The organism is Alkaliphilus transvaalensis ATCC 700919, from assembly GCF_000621485.1.
GTDB classification, from domain to species: Bacteria; Bacillota; Clostridia; order Peptostreptococcales; family Natronincolaceae; genus Alkaliphilus; species Alkaliphilus transvaalensis.
Window position 1 is genome coordinate 161209 of sequence record NZ_JHYF01000009.1, and the last position, 21420, is coordinate 182628.

Annotated in this window: 21 protein-coding genes and 1 riboswitch; of the genes, 2 read left to right on the forward strand and 19 right to left on the reverse strand. The window is 34.8% G+C overall.

Annotation, left to right across the window (positions count from 1 at the left end; translation table 11 throughout):
- Positions 1-63: 63 nt before the first annotated feature.
- The 6 genes from ypeB to T335_RS0108365 all read right to left on the reverse strand — a co-directional run bounded on the left by ypeB (position 64) and on the right by T335_RS0108365 (position 6075).
- Positions 64-1413, reverse strand: coding sequence for a germination protein YpeB (gene ypeB / locus T335_RS0108335; RefSeq protein ID WP_026477141.1), 1350 nt, complete (start codon positions 1411-1413; stop codon positions 64-66).
- 10 nt (positions 1414-1423) lie between these two features.
- A complete protein-coding gene (sleB, locus tag T335_RS0108340; RefSeq protein WP_026477142.1) occupies positions 1424-2104 on the reverse strand; it encodes a spore cortex-lytic enzyme in 681 nt (226 codons plus the stop codon).
- Between the two features lie 121 nt (positions 2105-2225).
- Entirely contained in the window at positions 2226-3557 is a 1332-nt protein-coding gene (gene mgtE, locus T335_RS0108345; RefSeq protein ID WP_026477143.1) for a magnesium transporter, read from the reverse strand.
- A 187-nt stretch (positions 3558-3744) separates the two neighbouring features.
- Positions 3745-4857 carry a rod shape-determining protein RodA gene (gene rodA / locus T335_RS0108355; RefSeq protein WP_026477144.1) on the reverse strand — a complete coding sequence of 371 codons (1113 nt, stop codon included), beginning with the start codon at positions 4855-4857 and terminating at the stop codon, positions 3745-3747.
- Positions 4858-5092: 235 nt separating this feature from the next.
- Positions 5093-5344 (reverse strand): alpha/beta-type small acid-soluble spore protein, encoded by a 252-nt coding sequence (locus tag T335_RS0108360; protein ID WP_051569207.1) that lies wholly within the window; start codon positions 5342-5344, stop codon positions 5093-5095.
- 473 nt (positions 5345-5817) lie between these two features.
- Entirely contained in the window at positions 5818-6075 is a 258-nt protein-coding gene (locus T335_RS0108365; RefSeq protein ID WP_026477146.1) for a hypothetical protein, read from the reverse strand.
- Between the two features lie 180 nt (positions 6076-6255).
- On the opposite strand from T335_RS0108365, the gene T335_RS0108370 reads away from it, so the two are divergent.
- Complete coding sequence (locus T335_RS0108370; protein WP_026477147.1) at positions 6256-6912, forward strand: hypothetical protein; 657 nt, start codon at positions 6256-6258, stop codon at positions 6910-6912.
- Between the two features lie 57 nt (positions 6913-6969).
- Here the strand turns inward: T335_RS0108370 and T335_RS20205 are convergent, their stop codons facing one another.
- The 3 genes from T335_RS20205 to T335_RS0108385 form a co-directional block, all read right to left on the reverse strand.
- Positions 6970-7551: a TlpA disulfide reductase family protein gene (locus T335_RS20205; protein ID WP_051569208.1), complete on the reverse strand. Its 582-nt coding sequence runs from the start codon at positions 7549-7551 to the stop codon at positions 6970-6972.
- 17 nt (positions 7552-7568) lie between these two features.
- Entirely contained in the window at positions 7569-8273 is a 705-nt protein-coding gene (locus T335_RS0108380; RefSeq protein ID WP_026477149.1) for a cytochrome c biogenesis CcdA family protein, read from the reverse strand.
- A gap of 366 nt (positions 8274-8639) precedes the next feature.
- Positions 8640-9404, reverse strand: a complete 765-nt coding sequence (locus tag T335_RS0108385) for a DUF1385 domain-containing protein (protein ID WP_026477150.1) — start codon at positions 9402-9404, stop codon at positions 8640-8642.
- Between the two features lie 321 nt (positions 9405-9725).
- Here T335_RS0108385 and T335_RS0108390 point away from each other — a divergent pair, with 321 nt between their 5' ends.
- Positions 9726-10298, forward strand: coding sequence for a hemerythrin domain-containing protein (locus T335_RS0108390; RefSeq protein WP_034328051.1), 573 nt, complete (start codon positions 9726-9728; stop codon positions 10296-10298).
- 52 nt (positions 10299-10350) lie between these two features.
- Here the strand turns inward: T335_RS0108390 and kamE are convergent, their stop codons facing one another.
- The 10 genes from kamE to T335_RS0108440 form a co-directional block, all read right to left on the reverse strand.
- Positions 10351-11142, reverse strand: coding sequence for a lysine 5,6-aminomutase subunit beta (gene kamE / locus T335_RS0108395; RefSeq protein WP_026477152.1), 792 nt, complete (start codon positions 11140-11142; stop codon positions 10351-10353).
- A 39-nt stretch (positions 11143-11181) separates the two neighbouring features.
- On the reverse strand, positions 11182-12744 hold the full coding sequence (kamD, locus tag T335_RS0108400) for a lysine 5,6-aminomutase subunit alpha (RefSeq protein ID WP_026477153.1): 1563 nt from the start codon (positions 12742-12744) through the stop codon (positions 11182-11184).
- Complete coding sequence (kamC, locus tag T335_RS0108405; RefSeq protein WP_026477154.1) at positions 12725-14221, reverse strand: lysine 5,6-aminomutase reactivase ATPase KamC; 1497 nt, start codon at positions 14219-14221, stop codon at positions 12725-12727. The genes kamD and kamC overlap by 20 nt, the downstream gene beginning before the upstream one ends.
- Positions 14218-15258 carry a lysine 5,6-aminomutase reactivase subunit KamB gene (gene kamB, locus T335_RS0108410; RefSeq protein WP_026477155.1) on the reverse strand — a complete coding sequence of 347 codons (1041 nt, stop codon included), beginning with the start codon at positions 15256-15258 and terminating at the stop codon, positions 14218-14220. The genes kamC and kamB overlap by 4 nt, the downstream gene beginning before the upstream one ends.
- Positions 15259-15311: 53 nt before the next feature.
- A complete protein-coding gene (kamA, locus tag T335_RS0108415) occupies positions 15312-16556 on the reverse strand; it encodes a lysine 2,3-aminomutase (protein WP_026477156.1) in 1245 nt (414 codons plus the stop codon).
- A gap of 66 nt (positions 16557-16622) precedes the next feature.
- Entirely contained in the window at positions 16623-17660 is a 1038-nt protein-coding gene (gene kdd, locus T335_RS0108420; protein ID WP_026477157.1) for an L-erythro-3,5-diaminohexanoate dehydrogenase, read from the reverse strand.
- 26 nt (positions 17661-17686) lie between these two features.
- The gene (locus T335_RS0108425; RefSeq protein WP_026477158.1) at positions 17687-18352 is read right to left on the reverse strand and encodes a 3-oxoacid CoA-transferase subunit B; all 666 of its coding nucleotides are present in this window, start codon (positions 18350-18352) and stop codon (positions 17687-17689) included.
- Entirely contained in the window at positions 18353-19006 is a 654-nt protein-coding gene (locus tag T335_RS0108430) for a 3-oxoacid CoA-transferase subunit A (RefSeq protein ID WP_026477159.1), read from the reverse strand.
- The gene (gene kce / locus T335_RS0108435; protein ID WP_026477160.1) at positions 18999-19829 is read right to left on the reverse strand and encodes a 3-keto-5-aminohexanoate cleavage enzyme; all 831 of its coding nucleotides are present in this window, start codon (positions 19827-19829) and stop codon (positions 18999-19001) included. The genes T335_RS0108430 and kce overlap by 8 nt, the downstream gene beginning before the upstream one ends.
- Positions 19830-19839: 10 nt before the next feature.
- On the reverse strand, positions 19840-21096 hold the full coding sequence (locus T335_RS0108440) for an aspartate aminotransferase family protein (RefSeq protein ID WP_026477161.1): 1257 nt from the start codon (positions 21094-21096) through the stop codon (positions 19840-19842).
- A 134-nt stretch (positions 21097-21230) separates the two neighbouring features.
- A riboswitch (Lysine riboswitch) is annotated at positions 21231-21409 on the reverse strand.
- Between the last annotated feature and the right edge of the window lie 11 nt (positions 21410-21420).

A 21420-nucleotide genomic window follows, 5' to 3' on the forward strand; every position in this document is an offset into this window, starting at 1 on the left:
TAAAATTAGCCAGTAGGAAAAATAGAATGATTCCTACTGGCCAATGAACTGCTTGATTAAGAATTAAATTGTTAAAGTTCCATCTTCTCCTTCTATTAGCAACAACACACGTCTTTGCTGGCCGTTATCTGCATCAATATAAATTAAGTAATGATCTGCCCCAAATTTAACTTTAAATTCATAACATAATATTTCTTTATTTCCAGCTGTGGGGATAAGGGCTAGTTTTACAGTCTCCACCTCAACTCCACTAGACAATCTCTCTTGAGCAGCTTCTTTACTAATTTGAGGTTCTGGTATATCCCTGTCATGGTGATTAATTAAAAAACCTTCTGTCTCTAAACCAATTATATCCCCATTATCAAGAGCCACTTTAACTTTAATTAAATCTGTATAGACTGTGACATCTTCCTGCTGATAGGCAAAGTTTACCACCATTTCTCCCTCATAGGCCATTGCATAGGTAGCCACCATGTCTTCATAGCCCTTTTGCTTTAAAAATTCTTCTGCTCGCTCTATCGCCTCTTCTCTCCCTAATTGGCTTTCTCCTATATCTCTAGGATCTAAATACCAAATAATTTTTCCTCCAGTTCTACTAACAGCAGCCGATACGCCTCTCCCATTAGCATCTCCGTTTCTTTCTCCTCTAATATAATATCCTTCAATTGGTGCATTATCTATTCTTCCAATAACTCTAGCATTGGCTAAATTAAATTCTTTAAATTCTTCAGTAACTATTCTAATTGCTTCCCCTTCGTTTACCGTATTTCCCTGAAGTCTTGGGCGAACATCCTTTAAATGCTCAGAAAAAGGTCCATCATAAATTAATTCTGGGTAATCCTGCATTCTCTCTTCGATATTAATTAAATTTAAATCTTCCATCTGACTGTCGACTAAGGCTAATCTTCTATTTCCCTCTTTTCTAAGATCTCCAAAATTTACGCCTCCCGATACCACTTGTTGCTGGAGTTCTATGAGCTGTTGTGATAAATAGTTGGCATAGGTATGTAGCTCTTCCAACGTACTCATTTCATTTTCCTCTAACACAATCCCCTCTAGACTCTTATTTACCATAGCTGTTGCATAGTCTCCTAATTGACTCAAAAACTTTTCTGTAGTTCGAATTGCCCCATGATTAAAAGGAAGCTGGGTTAATTTTTCTTGTGCCATATAAGACTGCTTTACTACATCATTTAAATATTGGGCAATATCTATATTGCTTCCAGATACCATAGCCTTCGATAAGTCTACTTGAGCATTTTCTACATGCCCTATTAGTTCATAGAATTGTCTTTGAAACTGTAGGTCCAAGTAAGTATGATAATCTACCTTCTGTGTATATTGTTGATATCCCCATACACCTGTTCCCATTAAAGCAATTGCTAAAATTATGGGTAGTATATACCTTTTCATTTAATCCCTCCTATATACCAAAAACATGTCTTCCTATTCTAAGAGTAATGGTTCTTGTCCAAATCCATCGACTTGTGGCTGTTGCTGGGTTCCAGAAATATAATGCTCCACTCGTAGGGTCCCATCCATTTAAAGCATCCCTTGCAGCTCTAAAAGCATCATCTCCTGGTGGATTATTAATTGTTCCATTTTTCACTGGTTCAAATGCACAGGGCTGATAAACTACCCCAGCAATTGTATTTGGAAACTCAGGACTTCTTACACGGTTTAATATTACTGCTCCAACCGCTACCATCCCCTCGTAGGGTTCTCCTCTTGACTCTGAATGGATCGCTCTGGCTAGTAGATTTACGTCATCACTTCTTGATACCCCTTCACTAGCTGGTGTTGTTGGTGTTGGCGTAGTAGTGGGCATCCCTAAGGCAGCTCTTGTTTGGGGCCCTATAACCCCATCTACCGTTAATCCATTGGATTGTTGAAAGTTTCTTACGCCTCTGTAGGTTTCAGCTCCATAAACTCCATCTACTGCTCCTTCCATATAACCCCATCGAGTTAATCTACTTTGAACTTCACGGACTTCTTCTCCCCTCGATCCCCAACTTAGGTTTTGAGCAAAAATTCCGTTTACATATAGACTGACCACTAAAAATATTGATAAAACTGATGTCAGCAAAACAGCATATTTTTTCATCATTTTCCCTCCCTTAATTTCATTAATCATATTTTTGGCTGTTTTAAGGGGAATTATCCAAAATAGTAAAAAAAAAAGAAGCCTAAGTAAATAACTTATCTAAGCTTCTTAATATTTTTAATTATAGACCTAATAATGCTGTTGCTATTCTAAAGTAAACAACTAAAGCCATGGCATCTACAATTGTTGTAATCATTGGTCCTGCCATAATTGCAGGGTCCAGCTTTAGTTTTTTTGCTCCAATTGGAAGGGTTCCACCAACTACCTTGGCCATAACAATTGTAAAGGCTAAGGTGATTGAAACGGTAAATGCAACATTAAATTCATTACCAAAAATCATCATTCTTAATAGGTTAATTGATCCTAAAGAAAGTCCTACCACCATACTTACCCTTAATTCTTTCCAAAGTACTTTTAAATAATCTACAAGTTCAATTTCACCTAAGGCCATACCACGAATAACTAATGTGGAAGATTGAGACCCCGCATTACCAGCTGTGTCCATCAACATAGGTATAAAAGCTGCCAAAATCGTTACTGAGCTTAAAACTTCTTCATATCCTTGTATAATTGCCTGGGTAACCGTAGCCGAAACCATCAATATCATTAGCCAGAAGAAACGCTTTCGAGCCAATGAAAATACACTAGTTAACAAATATTCTTCGTCATTGGGCTCCATAGCCGCCATTTTTTGAAAGTCTTCAGTATTCTCTTGGTCAATTACATCGACAATATCATCAATCGTAATAATACCCACTAATCTATTTTCAGTATCTACAACTGGTAGGGTAATTAAATCATATTTCTTAACCAGACTTGCTACTTCTTCCTGGTCATCTAGAGTAGTGGTAAAAATAAAGTCCTCATTCATAATATCTGCAATTAACAAATCATCATCTAATAAGACTAATTTCCTTAGGGATACAATTCCTTCTAATTTTCTTTTTTCATTTAGTACATAGCAGGTATAAATTGTTTCTTTATCTACACCGGTTTTTTTAATGTGGTTAAGGGCATCTCTTACGGTCATTTCCTTCTTTAGGTCCACATACTCGATCGTCATTAGACTACCTGCAGAATTTTCAGGGTAATTTAAGAACTGGTTAATTAGTTTTCTTTCTTCTTCTGTAGAAGATACTAATATCCTCTTTACCACATTAGCAGGTATTTCCTCAAGAAAGTCGATCATATCATCAAAATATAATTCGTCTAAGATTTCATTTAACTTAGTTTCATGAATGGCCTCCACAATAGCTTTTCTTTGCTGGGAAGACAAATAGGCAAAAACATCGGCAGCTTGGTCCTTGGATAAAAGACGAAATAGAATAATACTTTTCTTCTTATCTAAACTATCAAAAACCTCCGCAATATCAACTGCCATCATTTCAATTAATTCTTCTTTAAGTAATGGAAATTTCTTTTCCTCAATTAATTGGATAATTCTTTCATTCATATTGTCACCTCTCAAATTCATGAGAGGACTTTTCCATTAAAGATGGTGGAAAGTTCCTCTCGTAATATTAATATATCCTGTTTCCGTATATATGAGTCAGGATTGGGGTCCATTTTCCACCACCTCCTTTTAGATTATAAATAGACCACCATTTATATTATGCTAAGGATTAATTTAAGTTAAAAAGTTAAAAATTAATTTTATCCCTTCGCATATTAACATTTAAAATAACACCTATTGCCATCATATTCGTTAGCATAAAGGTCCCTCCATAGCTTACAAGGGGTAGCGGCTTTCCTGTAACGGGCATTAAACCTATGGTCATGGCTATGTTAGCAAAGATATGAAAACCTAACATAAAGGTATACCCCATTACAAGAAGAGAACCAAAGTCATCTTTAGCTTCTTTTGCAATATTAATACAGCGTTTAAGCATAAGCATATACAGAATAATTAGAATAGCAACGCCAATAAAACCAAATTCTTCAGCCAATACAGAAAAAATAAAATCTGTTTGTTTTTCTGGAAGGAAACCGAATTGAGTTTGGCTTCCTTGATATAGCCCCTTTCCAAAAATCATTCCCGAGCCTACAGCTAATTTTGATTGAATGATTTGGTACCCTTTGCCCATAGGATCTAATTCAGGGTTTAAAAATACCATTATTCTATCCTTTTGATAGTCCTTTAGTACCCCAATCCAAGCTAGTGGGATACTAATAATTCCTACAATACCCGTAATAATTATATATTTATAGTTTAGGCCTGCAACAAATAACATTCCAAAGATAAAGAAAGCAAATGCCATTGTTGTTCCTAAGTCTGGTTGTCTCAAAATCAATACCATTGGTAGACCTGCATAAGCCAATATCTTCATTAATGTTGATAACTTATGAAGCGAATCTTTATGATCATCAATCATTTTAGCAACACAAACAATAATTCCTATTTTTACAAAGTCAGATGGTTGAAATTGAAATCCACCAATCCTGATCCATCTATTTGCTCCCCATCGCTCTGCTCCTGTTCCAAATAATAATGTTGCCAATAAAAGCCCATTACAGGCCACATAAATTGGAATATGAAATCTAGCAAAGGTACTATAGTCAAAAAACATGATTACAGCAATAGTAACAATCCCCAAAATAATGGATATTACTTGGGTTTTCATAAAATTTTCTCTACCTAATGCATGGGTTGCTGTAGCACTACCTACCACAATTACACCAATCAAACAGATGGCTATTACAATTAATATTAACTTATAATCAATTTTTTTGATTAATCTTCCTTCTAACTTCATCTATTCACCTCTATTCTTGTACGGCAATTTATTCAAGCAAAAAAACTCTTCTAATTTTTCCAAGAAGAATTTTTATAAATTTGTTTTCAAGCTCTTTTTGTTAATTTATCACATCTTTAAGTTTACTCTAATTTGATTATTATTTCAACAGCTAATTAATTGAAATAACTTCATTTTACTTTATTATAGACAAAATAAAAGCGAAGCTTACGCCTCGCTTTTATTTTTTATTTAATTATCTACCCATATTTCTTTCAGCATACTCTACTAATCTCTTAGTAATTGTTCCACCAACGTATCCGTTTTGTCTTGAAGTTAGGTTACCTTTATCCATTTGGTCATAGTTAGATAATCCTAATTCGTTAGCGATCTCAACCTTCATTTGGTTTAGAGCTTGTCTTGCTTCTGGAACCACTATAGTGTTTCTACCTGATCTGTTAACGTCATTAGTTGTACCTGTTTGAGATTGTTGATTGATGTTTGTCATTGATGTTTCCTCCCTTCAAATTTTAGAAAAGTTTTTTGTAGCTGTTTGTTGCTACACTAGTATTATCTGTAGTAAATTCTCTTTTAATCATTGTAAATTATTACTTGAATTGTAATTTTTAAAATTAAAAGAAATTTTTACCTACGTCTTAAAATTTTAAATTTAAAACTCTATACTAGGTTTAGCAAAATAATATATATTAGTCTCTTATTTTGATTCTTTTAAATTAAATACTGTCTCTAATTTCATGTTTCTCTACTTTATGCTTCTAGAGATGATATAGCTTTTTTTATTATTTAAGCAGAAGTTATCACACGATACAACATTCTAAAATGAGGAAAATATATTTGCCAAAATTCGATATATACTTGGTATTAGCTTTATATTTGTCTTTTAAAATAATAAAAAGTTGTTGATTTTTAGTCAACAACTTTTTATTATACACTTTGCTAAATAAGTAGCTAGAGGTAAGATTAGAATTTAAATGAACCAGTTCCACCAAATAGGATTAGTAATATTACAAAGACAAGAATTAAATTTTCATCAAGGAGACCAAAGAAACTACCAAATCCGCCTTTGCCACCGCATCCACCTTTTCCTCCACCGCTTAAACATAAGAATAATATTAAGCATAAAACGATTGGATTAATTCCACCTTTACCTCTACCAATTCCACCAAATAAAGAACTTAGAAAATCATTATTGTTATTATTAGTAGCTACTTCACTCATACATGCCCACTCCTTTATTCATTTTGTATTGAAAATAAATTCAATATTTATTGATATAATATGCCTGATGAGAAAATGTGTGATTAAGTTTTTGTTTTTTGTGATTTTCATCATATTAAAAAGGACATATTTGAGGTATCCTAACAAAAAGAATAATTAAAAATTTAAGGAGGATTTTTTATGAGCGCATTTTTAGGACCTGTTCATCATTGGCTTTTCAATAAAATTAGATTGTTTGAAGAGCTGGAAAAAAATATTACTATAGAATTAACTAAGGAATATGGAGAAGAGGTAAAAGTAATAAGTGATAGTATGGAGAAGCAATATGGACAGTTCATACCTAACCAACCTCTTGAGACATTAATTGATACAAATAATATCCACGGATGGTTGCAGAATAAAATCGTAATTGCAGAAACTCGACAAGCAGCAACTTTAAAGAAATTTATTGATCAATTTGGTAATGGTGTTATCTCTATTGCTGAATCAGTATTTCTTCAACAGGGTACAGATTGTGGTAAAGCTGTAAATGATCAGTCAAATTCATTAAGTGCCATCGATATCTATAAGCAATTAAATGACTACTTATTAGATGGGATGCCCTGCGACCATGTAAATAACTTAACTGTAGCAGAGCCAACCCATTTAAAATGGAATACTGTAAGATGTCTACATCAACCCTATTGGCTAGAAGCCGGTGTCGATGTTAATACGATGTATCAATTAAGATTCGCTTGGATCAAGTCCTTTATTGAAGCTGCAAACCCTACCTTCACTTATCATGTAGAGGGTAAAGGTGGTAACGATGGCTTTGTTCATAGCATTGTAACGAAATAACAAAAAAGATCGGCTAGTTTTTATAAATCAAATTCCTAGCTGATCTTTTTTTATTATTTATTGATATCTATTGTGTAAATCTTCTAATGTTAAAGCCCCGATATGTAAATCTACAATAACCCCATCTTCATTAATAAAAAAAGTTGTTGGTGTAAATATAATTCCATAACTAAAACCAACCGCTACTTTTTCATCCAGCAATATAGGGAACTGATAATTATTCTTTTCCATGAAATCGGCAACTACTTTTGAACTTTCTCCTAGATTTACCCCCAAAACAACAATCTCTTGATCTTTATATTCTAAATAAAAGTCATTTAATGCAGGCATCTCTTCAACGCATGCTGGACAGTCAGTTGACCAAAAGTTTAAAACTACCTTCTTTCCACGATAATCCGTTAAGTTCTCTTCTTGACCTGCTAAATTTTTTAATGAAAAATTAGCTGCAATATTGCCTCTTCTTATACCAATTTCTTGTTGATCCTTCTGCCGCTCTTTCAGCTGATTTACCATCAGTTCTTCTAGAGGAACATTGTTTTCTTCTTCCATCGTTATATTCTTAATAATATTATTATCAAGATAGTATAAACCTCCTAAAAGCGCAAGGAAAATTAATACACCCGCCACCACTTGTTTCACTATAATCACCTCTTTTACTAAATCTTAAAATTATAAAAGTCAAAATAACGATTTAAAACACTAAGTCTGTTTGTAAAAATTAATATACCCACAAAAATCATTACAACACCACCTATTTTCGAGATAATAGGTAATACCCTATCATAACGATTTAAAATCCTCTGAAAACCGCTAATTGTTAAAGCAGTAATTAAAAAAGGCACCGCCATTCCTATTGAATAGACCAATAACAATAAGATACCTAAATAAATACTTGATGTAGTGCTAACATATAATAAAACAGATGCTAAAACTGGGCCAACACATGGTGTCCAGCCTGTTGCAAAGGCCATCCCCATTAATAGAGCATCCCCTCCATGTTTTATCACCTTAGGGGATTTAAACCTTAATTCTTTATTTAAAAAACTTAATTTTAATAACCCTAACATCTTTAGCCCAAAAGCAATGATAAAGAGCCCACCAACTCTAATTAAAAGTATTCGATAACGGATAAAAAAACTACCGATGGCCCCTACTGAAGCTCCCATTAAGACAAAAATAAAAGAGAAACCCAAAACAAATAGAATACCTCTTTTAAGGACAAAAGAGCCCTTAATATCGTTTCCTTCATCAAAGTTATTGGTGATAAAGCCCACATAGGCAGGGACTAACGATAAAACACAAGGAGAGAGAAAGGAAACCATACCAGCCAGAAAAATTAAAAGTACAGATAGATCAACCATATTAGCCTCCTCTACAATGAGGAAATTACTTAATACCATAACGCTGAATTATATTCCAACTTTAAAAATATTAAAACTGAGTCGTCCATTATGAAATGAGTAATTTCCTTTAAGATCTACTTATAGTATACAGCATTATATTAATATATTTCAATTTTGCAATTTTGCAATTTTAAGATATATATCTTGAAACATATAAATGTTCATTTGACATTCCCATAAATCTACTATCAATTATCACACTTTATCAGTTATGTAATTTTCTCAGCCATCTAATCTGCTTAGTCATGTAATTTTCTCAACGTTAATTTCCAAAAGTAAATTGAACTAACTTAAAAACTTAATTTAACAATTCATTAATATGCATTAGCTTCCACTTTTATAATTCCGATCCATTACTTCTTTTTGGTATATAATATAAGTCTTATACAATTTATTAAAACCTTCTACTGCTACGATCAGTTCTTCTTCCCTCGGTTGCCACACTGTAAGCCACTGTAGTCCGTTAATTACTACATCCCATTTAGATTCTTTAGTTGCAATTTTCTTTAAGACCTGAATTGCTACTAAAAATAAAAGTAGTTGTAGACCTATAGAATCAAAGTTTAAAAAATAAAAAACAACCCATAAAACAACAAAAATAGCAGCTAGATTTGTACCACATCGCTTATTAAACCTTGATGATTCCTTTGCAAGGGGTAAATTAACATAACCATGTTTAATATAGCAGTTAATTACCTTATGCTCTGCTCCGTGATATCTCAACATTCGGCTAATTTTTTTATAATTTAAAAGGACCAGAGCAAGTCCACCACTCCATAGTAACCACTTATTAATAGATAAATCTAAAAGATTACTAAAAAGAGGAATATGAATATATTCATCTAAAAATAATAGGGCTATTAAGGTTAATATACTCCATCTAATTTTTTTATCAAATATTTTCCACTGATAATAGATTAGACTAATACCGCCTATTAGTGGTTTTTTTTCAAGCTTCCTTATCCATTTTTTAGGTAAAATCCATTCCAATTGAAATTTTAAATTACCTTTTTTATTGGTGGTTTTTAGTTTGAATATATCACAAAAAAAAGTTATTCCATTTAAATGGGCATAGCCACCTAACTTCATATTTACACTCCTTTAGAAAATCTTTAATATAAACTTAAAATTAATATGCAATTTCCTCATTTATGTAATTACCTTAATTTTGTAATTACATGAATTCTAATTAACTCAATTTTAATTAACCTAATTTATTTATTATTCCTTACCTATCATTATAAGCCAAATTAATTTTTTTAACAAAGATACAGTCGATTTTATCGGTTTTTCCTATTTATAGCAGCTATGTCGTGATAAAAATTACTAATTTATTTGACCTTTATCACATAGTTCTCTTTTTTTATTGGTTATAATAAGAAAAAAGAGATTAATGGGAGGTTTTTTATTATGACATTAAAGGCGATTCAAACCCTAAAGGATGAACACGTATATATTTTAAGAATGTTGAAGGTAGTAAGAAAATTATCTATTCATACATTAAACACAAAGGAAGTTTACTATGAAGGGTTCCATAAAGCAATAGACTTTATTAGAAATTACGCAGATAAATTTCACCATGGAAAAGAAGAGGATTTATTATTTGAGGTAATGTCTAATGAGTTAGGAGAAGCTATTAAGACTGGACCTATTTATGGAATGTTGGCTGAGCATGATTTAGGTCGTCTATTTATTAAAACTTTAGAAGAGGCTCTTTGGGCTGCTGAAAAAGGTAATGAAGAAGCAAAGGTAGACATCATCGCCAATGCCATCTGCTATACTGACCTATTGTTCCGTCATATCGATAAGGAAGATAACGCCATCTTTAACTTTGGTGCTGAAAAATTAAGCCAAGAAGCCCTAGAAGCCATGGAGGTAGAATTCCATAAGATTCAAGATCAGTTAGATTATCTTGAAACAGAAAGAAAATATGTTGAATTATTATCTGAATTAGAAGAATATGTGGCTAAACTAGGTTTATAAATGATAAAAATCCCCTATTGGAAAATCAATATCCAATAAGGGATTTTTATTTTTAGATAAGGTTCATCCGATTAACAATTTCCTTAACAGCAAAACTCGCCACATCATCGGCATATTTACCAGGTCCAAAACCTGCATCATAGCCTAGTTCCTTAGCTAGTTCGTGGGAAATTCTTGGACCTCCACAAATTAATACCACTTTATCTCTAATTCCTTCAGCTTCTAATAATTCTACTAGATGAGTGAGGTTTTGAATATGGATATTTTTTTGAGTTACCGTTTGAGAAACTAAAAGAACATCTGCCTTAAGCTCTATTGCTTTACGAACAAATTCTTCATTCTCCACCTGACTTCCAAGGTTATAGGCATCGATCATGTCATATCGCTCTAACCCATAATGACCTGCGTAGCCCTTCATGTTCATGATGGCATCGATTCCTACTGTATGGGCATCGGTCCCTGTACTGGCCCCCACCACCACAATATTTCTTTTAATGTTCTCTTTTATATAATCATCGGTCTCCTTCATATCCATGACCTCTGTATTCACAGTTTCAACGTGGATTTCTTCATAGTTTATATGATGTAGTAAATTGCCATAAACTACATAAAAGGTAAAATATTCATCTAGTTCTCCATGATGGGCTACATTTACTTCTACAAGTCCCATCTTTTTTGCTAATTCCTTCGCAGCTTCAATACCCTTATCGTCATCCTTTACTGGTAAAGTAAAACTAACTTGTACCTTACCATCATTCATTGTATCTCCGTAGGGTCTCAATTTAGTTAAGTCTAAGGACTTTTCGAAGTCCTTTTTTTCCATAGAATATAAACCGCCTGACATTTAAATCCTCCCTTCAGCTACCCATTCTAATTTAAACAGTTAGCCCTCCAACATCATAGTGATAAATGGATTATAATAATCTTTTTCCTTTACGATTACCCCATCTAAGCCTTTACCACTATCAATAGGTCTTTTAATACCTGCAAAGGTGCCCTTTTCTAAAGTATTAAATAAGCCGTCTCCTTCAATTTGCATAATTAATTGATGGGCTCCATCTAAAACTTCCTTAGCACGCCTTTGTATCATGCCATCCTGTTTAAATTCAATCTCTTCTCCTAAATCAGCCATATTATTGAAAATATATTGGGCATTTTCAATTGCCAATGCTCGATCAGACATAAAGGGAGTATGGATTGCTTCTGTTAACATTCCTAGTAAATGTAACTTTTGACCAGTCATGATTGTTATCATATTGAATAGGGCATCTTGTATATGGCCCTTAAAAATATTCCCCGTCATAAATTTAGTAGGAGGCATATATTTTAATGGAGCATCAGGGAAAATTTCCCTTGCCATCTGGGCTTGAGCTAGTTCATAAAGAAATCCATTTTTCATATTTGGATCGATTTCAAAGGCATGACCTAATCCCATTTGTTTAGGAGGAATACCTGCCTTTAAAGCCAGTTGCTCATTAATAAACTGGGAAGCTAATACAGTATGGGCTTCCTCGTAGGCATCAGCAGTAGTTAAATAATTATCTTCACCTGTATTAATGATAACTCCTGCAAATCCGTTAATTACCCTAGAAAAAAACTGATCTACTATTGTACGCTTCATATTTATATCTCTAAAAAGAATACCATAGAGGGCATCATTTAACATTACATCTAGTCTTTCTAATGCTCCCATAGCTGCTATTTCAGGCATACAAAGTCCCGAACAATAGTTACAGAGTCTTATATATCTTCCTAGTTCTTCTCCTGCTTTGTCGAGGGCCTCTCGCATTAATCTAAAATTTTCCTGTGTAGCATAGGTTCCCCCAAAACCTTCTGTTGTTGCTCCATAGGGCACATAGTCTAATAAACTTTGACCCGTAGTTCTGATCACAGCAATGATATCTGCCCCTTGTTTCGCAGCAGCAACAGCCTGAATAATATCTTCATGAATGTTTCCTGTAGCTACTATTACATATAGATATGGGCCTTCTTTATCGCCATATTCTTCAAGATAATTTTCTCTAACTTTACGATTACTTTTAATTCTCTCCACCGTGTTACGGGCAACTTTCTCTACAGCTAATTTAATTTCAAAGGGGTCACCCATTGATAGCTTCGTTAAATCTAACTCTTCCTTTGCCACCTGCTGGGCTATTTCTTGCGGAGATAAACCTGTTTGAAGCATTGCATTCCCAATGTACAATGCAATACCATTTCCGATTCCGTTTTCTTTTTTCACATGATCTACAATCACGTTAGGTAATGGTACATCATAGGCATCCACCCCGTCTATTCCAAGTAACCTGGCAACAGTTCTTTCAACTGCCACTGTTGTATGTTGATCTATAAAAATTTGAATATTCTCTGCAATTTCTTTAGCTGAGTTCCTTACTTTTTCAACCAGTTGGATATCTAAATTTAGCATCTTATTCGGTTTCTTCACCATAGAACTGCACCTCCTTATCATAATAAGATTTTGCAATGTTAATAATTTCTGACTCTAAGCCCAATAATGTTGCAATATTTAATGCATCAATTGGGACCTTTTTATCTTTTTTAACTGGCTCTAGTCTATAATCCATTAATTCTTGTATTATTTTCAACCTTAAAGTTGAATCTAAATGATGTCCATTCATTAACCCTTTAAAGTCTACATGCTTTAAACCAATCACTTGATAATGGTTGATATCATCTTCAACAACACCATCAAAATGAGTAATAAAAACACTTATGGTCTTAAAACCCTTTAAATAGTCCATTACCGCCTTTACCAGCAACCTGCCTTCATGGGGATTCGTTCCACTGGCAAACTCATCTACTAAAAGCAGCCCGCTACTCATTTTAATATCTTTAATATAGTCATTAATTTTAACGATTTCTCCCCCAAAGGTGCTTAAACCACCTCTTAAGGATTCATAGTCATTGGCTAGTAGATGGATAAAGTTAAATATAGGAAGCTCTAGTCTATCTGCAAAAACGTAAAATCCCATATGGGCTAAGAGTACATTGATTCCTAAGGTTTTTAAAGTAACACTTTTCCCCCCCATATTGGGTCCAGTTATAACGTTACACCCTTTTAAAAGTCTAATACTTACCTTTGTAAATTTTCTATTTTGTCCTTCCAACAGATCTTCTAGATAGGGGTGTCTTCCCTCCTCCATTACTAGATGAAGGTCTCCATTAAACTGTGGTTTAGTACAGCCTTTTCCCAGTGCTAACTTTGCCTTTGCAATAGTAAAATCTAAAATACCTAAAGAATTGATATTCTTCTCTATTTTCTCTAGGTACGCCAATAGCTTAAAGGATAGCTTTTCTCTTATCTCATTTTCTAGACAATTTTCCTCTTCTATCCATTTTAGTCTTTCATTTTTTAAATCCTCTAGTTTATCTAGTTTGTTTAAGTTAGTTTCTTGATAAATTAATTTTTCAACTAATCTCTTTTTCTCTCTTACTTCTTTTAAATGATCTGAATAAGCATCATAAATGCTAAAGGTGGCAAGATTTTGACCTTCTGGGTCTAACAAATCAATAACTTCCTCTAAATTATTAAAATTAACTCCTTCGATGGAAATCCCTAGTCCTTCGTAATTTTTTCTAATCTCTTCTCCGTAAATCGCAAATCGTTTTATTTCAAAAAGTTCGATATCATCCAAAATCCCTCTGTTTTTACATCGCTTTATACTGCCTCTTATGTCTTTTATCCTTGAAAACTCCTGTATCATATTATGATAGCTTTGGGGAGCTGTAGATAGACTCTTCATTACTTTCCCTAAGTCATCTAATGCTACTTTTAGTGAGGATAATTCTTTAATCCTATAGGGCTTTAAATTTTTAAGACAATCTTTCCCATAGGGAGTATGGATTTTTAGCTGATTTAAAATATACTCCAAATCAATATTGTTTATTTTTTCTTCATTTCTCATTCCTTTAGACCCACTCCTAAATTCCTCATGACATCTAAAACAGGTAGTTTGGTTTTGCAATGAATTAATTGACAAAGTTCTTGAGAATTAAAGCTGTATCCCTCTGGGGCTTTAGGATTAACCGTAACCATTAAAATATTAATCGGGTTTAATGCAACAATTTCCATACCCTTTAACTTTAGCCTTTTAAAATTATCTTCATTTAAAAATAGTTTGCTCCCATCTTCTACATAAATTCTTTTTCCCGTTAATGAGATTCGCTGATTTATTAGATGTTCCACTAAGCGATCCCCCACCATACCATTAATGATGATTCCATCTGCTCCGCCTTCTAAAGCAGTTATAATGGTTTTTTCTGCACCTATGGCTGTAGCCTCATTTGATCTATAGAGGTTATTTTCTTTCATAAAGGAGACTTTGCTCTTTATTAAAGCTTCTTCCACCACTTTTCTACTATTCTCATCTCTAATGTAGTCGATCTGAAGTAAAGAAAGTTTATGGGCAGTCTGGTTAACTACTTCAGACATAGTCGTTGAAACCGAAGCTCCTGTAGCCATAATCACCCCTTCTGCTATGGCTGGAGAAGCTGTTGAGCTTCTATTCAAGGCTCCATCCACAATAACTAAGTCACAACCTAGTACTTTTAATTGAGCAATAACCTCCCTTAGGTATTTATTAATGGAGGGTCCCATTAGTTCTACATAGCCATCACTTAATGCTTTAAAAAGAATAACTTCTCCCATTGGGGTTTGAATCCCAGTGGTACTTAGAATCTCTTTAGTTATGTCGGAAGACAGATAGGATTTTTTTGCTGAGGCAATTATTGTTCCTTTGGGCAAATAAAGGGTTGGTTTTTCTGTTCCTGTTACTTGGTCTTTCTTTTCTCCATCGATACCAATGGAAGTAAGCCCTAGCCTATCGTTTTTATTAGCCTTTTCAATCAAATAGTTTAAGGTTGTGGTTTTCCCTACATTTTTCTCCATCCCCACTATTGCGATTGAATTTAATCGGTATATCTTCTCTAATAATTCCCTCATCAAAAAATCCCTTTCTTAATGTTAGCTTCTTTGCCCATTTATTTTAGCAATCATTAATGTTGGCTTCTTTTCTTCCTAGCTAAGTCAGCAGGTTCAATTGAAACCTTACTGGTATTTAATAATTCTGCAACACCGATAAATTGTTTCTCATTCTTTTTACAATCATCACAGTGACATTCATGTTTATAGGGTTCTGGTTGAGTATAAGAACTAATTACTCCCTCATAGTTTCTTAATACAACCTTGTCATGACTTTGAGAAATTAAATAGTTAGGCATTACAGGAATTTTTCCACCACCACCTGGAGCGTCAACCACAAAGGTAGGTACACAATAGCCGGAAGTATGTCCCCTTAACCCTTCGATGATGGCGATACCTTCAGCCACAGAAGTCCGTAAATGTTCTAACCCTAAGGATAGGTCACACTGATATAGATAGTAGGGTCTAACACGGATTTTTACCAACTGATTTACAAGTTTCTTCATAACATGGACGCAATTATTTACGCCCCTCAGTAGTACCGATTGATTTCCCAACTGTATACCTGCATTAGCTAATTTTTCACAGGCGGCAGTTGATTCAGGAGTAATTTCATTTGGATGATTAAAGTGGGTGTTTAACCAAATTGGATGATATTTTTTTAGCATATTTACTAAATTATCTGTGATCCTTTGGGGCATCACCACCGGTGTTCTACTCCCAATACGGATTACCTCAACATGGGGAATTTCTCTTAATTTTCCAATAATATATTCTAGCTTTTCATCCGACATTAACAGCGCATCCCCACCAGATAACAAAACATCCCGTATTTGAGGAGTATTTTTAATGTATTCTAGCCCCTTATCTATTCTTGTTTGACCAACCTCAGCATCGGTCTGCCCTGCAAACCTCCTTCTTGTACAATGTCTACAGTACATGGCACATTGATCGGTAATTAAAAACAATGCTCTGTCGGTATATCTATGGGTAATTCCCGGAACGGGTGAATCAACATCTTCGTGTAATGGGTCTTCCAGGTCGCAATCACTTCTATAGGTCTCAAATACAGTAGGAACAGCTTGTTTTCTAACTGGGTCATGTTCATCAGTGGTATCTATTAAAGTTAAATAATAGGGTGTTATGGCCATTCTTAACTGACTTAGGCATTTCTTTATGCCCTCTTCTTCTTCATTAGTTAAAGTAATATATTTTTTTAAATCTTCTATCGACTGTATTCTATTACGATTTTGCCACTTCCAGTCATTCCATTCTTCTTCTGTAATATTACTAAATAATTGATTACGTCTATTTTCCATTAGTTAAAACTCCCCCCTTTATTGATCTTTAAATGCCCTTTGTTATTATAGGGTCTTAAACTTCATCTATATATATAATTCTTCATAAACTCTTCTTAACTCTTCATGCTCTCTTAAGTCTGCTAAAGTAACTTCTGCATGTCCTTTCGTATATCCATTACCAATAATCATATTAACATCTTTGCCTACGCCTTCTGCTCCCAAAGCAGCCTTAGTAAAGCTGGTAGCCATAGAGAAGAAATACACAGTCCCCTCATCCCTTACAGGTAGGATTGTTGACATTTCTGTATCAGTAACATTTACGCAATTAATGGAGATATCCACTTCTTTTCCGCTGTTAACTTCCAATACTCTATTTAAAACATCTACAGGATTTCTAGCATCTCCAAGAATTACATTATGACAGAAGCCTAAACGATTAAGTAGGTCTGCATCCCCCTTACTTCTTACAAGTCCTATCACATTACCTTCTGGGCCTACCTTTTTCATTGCTTCATAGCAACACATTAGACCAGATTTCCCCCCTGCTCCAAGGATTAAAACGCTATCTCCTTCTTTACAAAGTTTAGCTGTTTGGGCTGGTGCTCCGGCCACGTCTAGAGCTGCTAAAGCTAAGGTTTCTTCCATATCAGCTGGTAGTTTTGCATAAATACCACTTTCAAAGAGGATCGCCTTCCCTTTAACTTCTACTCGATCAATATTAACCTTAACATCTATTATTTCTTCAATTTTTAATGGTGTTAAAGACAATGAAACCAAAGTTGCAATTTTGTCTCCAACGGCTAAATCAATTTTACCTTCTAAATCTGAACCGATTTTTTCGATTGTTCCAATTAGCATGCCCCCAGACCCTGTTACTGGGTTTTGCATTTTCCCTCTTTCACTTATAATTTCTATGATTCTCTCCTTAATCTTTTCTACATCTCCCCCAACCGATTCTTTAATTTGAGTAAAGCTGGCAGAGTCTATATTTAGTGCCTTAACATCAATTAATATTTCATTAGAGTATAACTCCATATCGTTGGAGATTTTTTTTGCCCCTTGAGGTAAAATACCAACTGGCTCAATTACCCTATGGGTTCCATATTTACAGCCTTTTTTCATTTTATCCACCCCTTAGCCTTATGATATTAAAGATCCATCACCTTTAGATTCTCATCAATGATTAAATCTGCTTCAGTTAATTTGATTACTTCATCCACTGTCGTTTCTTTGTGGATTTCTTTAAGTAAAAGTCCTTTTTCTGTAACCTCCATAACCGCCAGCTCTGTGACTATCATATCTACCTGCCCTTTAGCTGTTAGAGGAAGTTGGCATGCCTTTTTAATTTTCAAGTCACCTTTTGCTGTATGTTGCATTGCCACAATTACTTTTTTTGCCCCCGTCACAAGGTCCATTGCCCCCCCCATGCCAGGTACAAGCTTTCCAGGAATAATCCAGTTCGATAAATTGCCCTTTTCGTCTACTTCCAATGCCCCTAAGACAGTAATATCTACATGACCACCCCTTATTAGACTGAAGGACATGGCCGTATCAAAGAAGGCACCATTATTATTAATGGTTACATATTGACCGCCTGCGTTGGTAATATGTCGATCTTCTTTTCCAGCCTCTGGGGTAGGCCCCATCCCCACCATACCATTTTCAGATTGTAGGGTTACATAAACATCCTTAGGTATATAATTAGCCACCAGCGTCGGTAAGCCAATCCCTAAATTTACCAATTGCCCATGCTTTAATTCCATTGCAACCCTTTTGGCAATGATTTCTTTTGCTACTTTAGCATCTACCGCCATCTAAAAGTCCCCCTTTACGATGTAATCTACTAATACACCAGGAGTCATGACTACCTCTGGGTTAAGTTGCCCCACTTCAACAACCTCTTCTGCTTCGACTATAACTGTGTCGGCTGCCAATGCAATAATAGGATTAAAGTTCCTAGTTGTCCCTTGATAGTAGCAATTGCCGAAGGGATCTACTTTACTGGCATAAACTAAAGCCACATCTGCCTTTAAGGGCATTTCTATTAAATATTCCTTACCATTTAGCAATATTTTTTCTTTACCTTCCTCCACCAAAGTACCAACACCGGTTGGGGTAATTACCCCCCCAAGTCCACTACCAGCTGCTCGAATTCTTTCAATTAGTGTTCCTTGAGGAGATAATTCCACTTCAAGACTTCCTTCATTCATTCGTTTGCCACTTTCAGAGTTGGTTCCTATGTGGGATGTAATAACTTTTTTAGCATTACCATTTGCTATTAGCTTACCAATTCCTTTATCTACGAAACTGGTATCATTACAGATTACTGTAAGATTCTTTAAGTCCATCTCTATGATTAAATCTATTATTCCTTCTGGTGTGCCACAACCTAAGAAACCACCAATCATTAAGGTCATGCCATCTCTAAGTAATGATTTTATAACTGAATAATCAACAACTTTATTCATTCGATCCCCTCATTCCTAATATCTCTCTTGCTTCCTGTGGCGTAGCAATAGCCCTTCCTAGTTCATTGGCAATTCTTACAATTTTTTCAACCATCGCTCCATTAGACTCTGCTAAAACCCCTTTAGAAAGATAAACATTATCTTCAAAACCAACCCTTACATGGCCCCCCATAGCTATTGCTGTAGCTGCCATTTGAAACTGACTTTTACCAATCCCCGATACTGTAAATGTGGCATTATAGGGGATAGAATCAGCCATATAGGCTAAGTCCCTAACAGTTGCCGATATGCCACCATTTACACCTAAAACAAAATTAAAGTGCATAGGCTCTTTGATAAATCCCTTCTTAGCAAGGCGAATGGCTGAATCGATCATTCCCTTATCAAAAACCTCAACTTCCGGTTTTATTCCCAATTCAATCATTCTTTTACCAAACTCAATAATTGTGTTCTCTGAATTGACAAAGATATCATCCCCACCAAAATTACAGGTTCCACAATCGAGGGTAGCCATTTCTGGACGTAGGGCTAGTGGTTGCATTCTTTCTTCATTGCTCATTCCCACCGCTCCACCCGTTGATGGTTGAATAATAGCATCTGGGCATCTTCTTTTAATCTCTTCAATACATTCTTTAAATCTTTCTCTGTCTTGAGTTGGGGTTCCATCATCATTTCTAACATGAAGATGTATGATGCTGGCGCCTGCTTTATAGGCTGCCTCAGCTTCTCTACCGATTTCTTCTACCCTATAGGGGACATTAGGGTTGTGGTCCTTTGTAACCTCTGCACCGCAAATGGCAGCTGTAATGATTAACTTTTCCATAAACTCACCTCTACTTCATGTATGGATATGCTTTATGGGTGGCTTGAAGGGCTTCTTCTATTGCTCCCAATGCATTCTTTAAATCTTCATCTGTATGTCTATGGCAAATATAACCATGATGATAAGGTTGAATAAATAGTCCTCTTCTGATGGTTTCTGTATAGAAGAAGGTTCTTCTTTCCTTATATTGTTGGTCTACCTTGTCAAAGGTAATGAAAGGCATAGGGGGAATTCCTGATACAGTTGCAGGAACATTAGATTCTTCTACAATCTTAATGGATTTATTTAAGAAATCTTCTCCTCTAGACCATATACTTTCTAATACGTTATCCCTCTCTAAAATTTCAATACATTTTAAAGATGCTGCCATTTCTAAACTATTAGGGAAGAAGGTTGAACTTACAAATACTTCTTTTTCTAAAACCTTCATAATTTCTTTCTTTCCTACGCAGGCACTAACTGGATAACCATTGGCCATTGCTTTACCAAATACTGATAGGTCTGGAGTAACGCCATACCTTTCTTGGGCACCCCCTAGAGCAACTCTAAAGCCCGTTCTAATTTCATCAAAAATCAGCACCACATTATATTTATCAGCTAACTCCCGTACTCCTTGTAAATAGCCCTTAGGCGGTTCTTCTACTGGCAATGCTAAAGGATGACCTACTGGCGTTATAATAATACAAGCCGTATCATCGCCATGTTCCTTTAGGGCACTTTCTAAAGCATCTAAATCTCCATAATGGAATTCTACAGTTAAGTCTGTAATTTGCTTTGGTACGCCACCCTTTACTTCAACACACCAATCATGCCAACCATGATATCCATTTCTTAGAATCTTGTTTTTACCAGTGTATCCTCTTGCTACCCTTACAGCCATACTGGTAACATCAGACCCAGTTTTAGCTAAAACCACCATTTCTGCAGAGGGGATTAAGTCAATTAAACGCTTTTGCAATGTATTTTGAATTTCTTGTACTAAAGAGAAGCAAAAACCCTTTTCCATTTGTTTAATTACTGCTTGATTAATTTCTTGTTCATGGTAACCTAGAATGATTGGACCATAACCACAAAGCATATCAATATAATCATTACCATCAACATCAACAATATGGCCACCATAGCCCCTTTCAATGAAGATGGGATATTCACCCTCAACAAAGTTATAGGGTCTTCTAATTCCCATTAAGCCACCTGGTGAAATTTGTTTTGCTTCTTCAAAGAGTCTCATGGAATTCTCTAGATTTAATTTTGGTTTGCTGTTCATTTTATTGACCACCCTTCTTTTATTTATATTTGAGGAATTTCCCCATAAATACTTAGTAAAACTGACCCATTTTAAGGCAATTCTAGGTTTTTTGACAAATAAAAAAGCTATTTATGTAATGACTTATTAATCATCACATAAATAGCCCTCCATGCTTTAACACATGACAATAGATAAAGACTATCTTCATCTATCAAGATTAAACAAAAACACTTGCTTACCCTTTCGGCAATCTAACCCTTCACTGAAAACATCGAAGGTGTCTCTTCTTAACATTTTTCAGCTACCGTAGGATTGCTCCTCTATTTATCATATTATGTATTT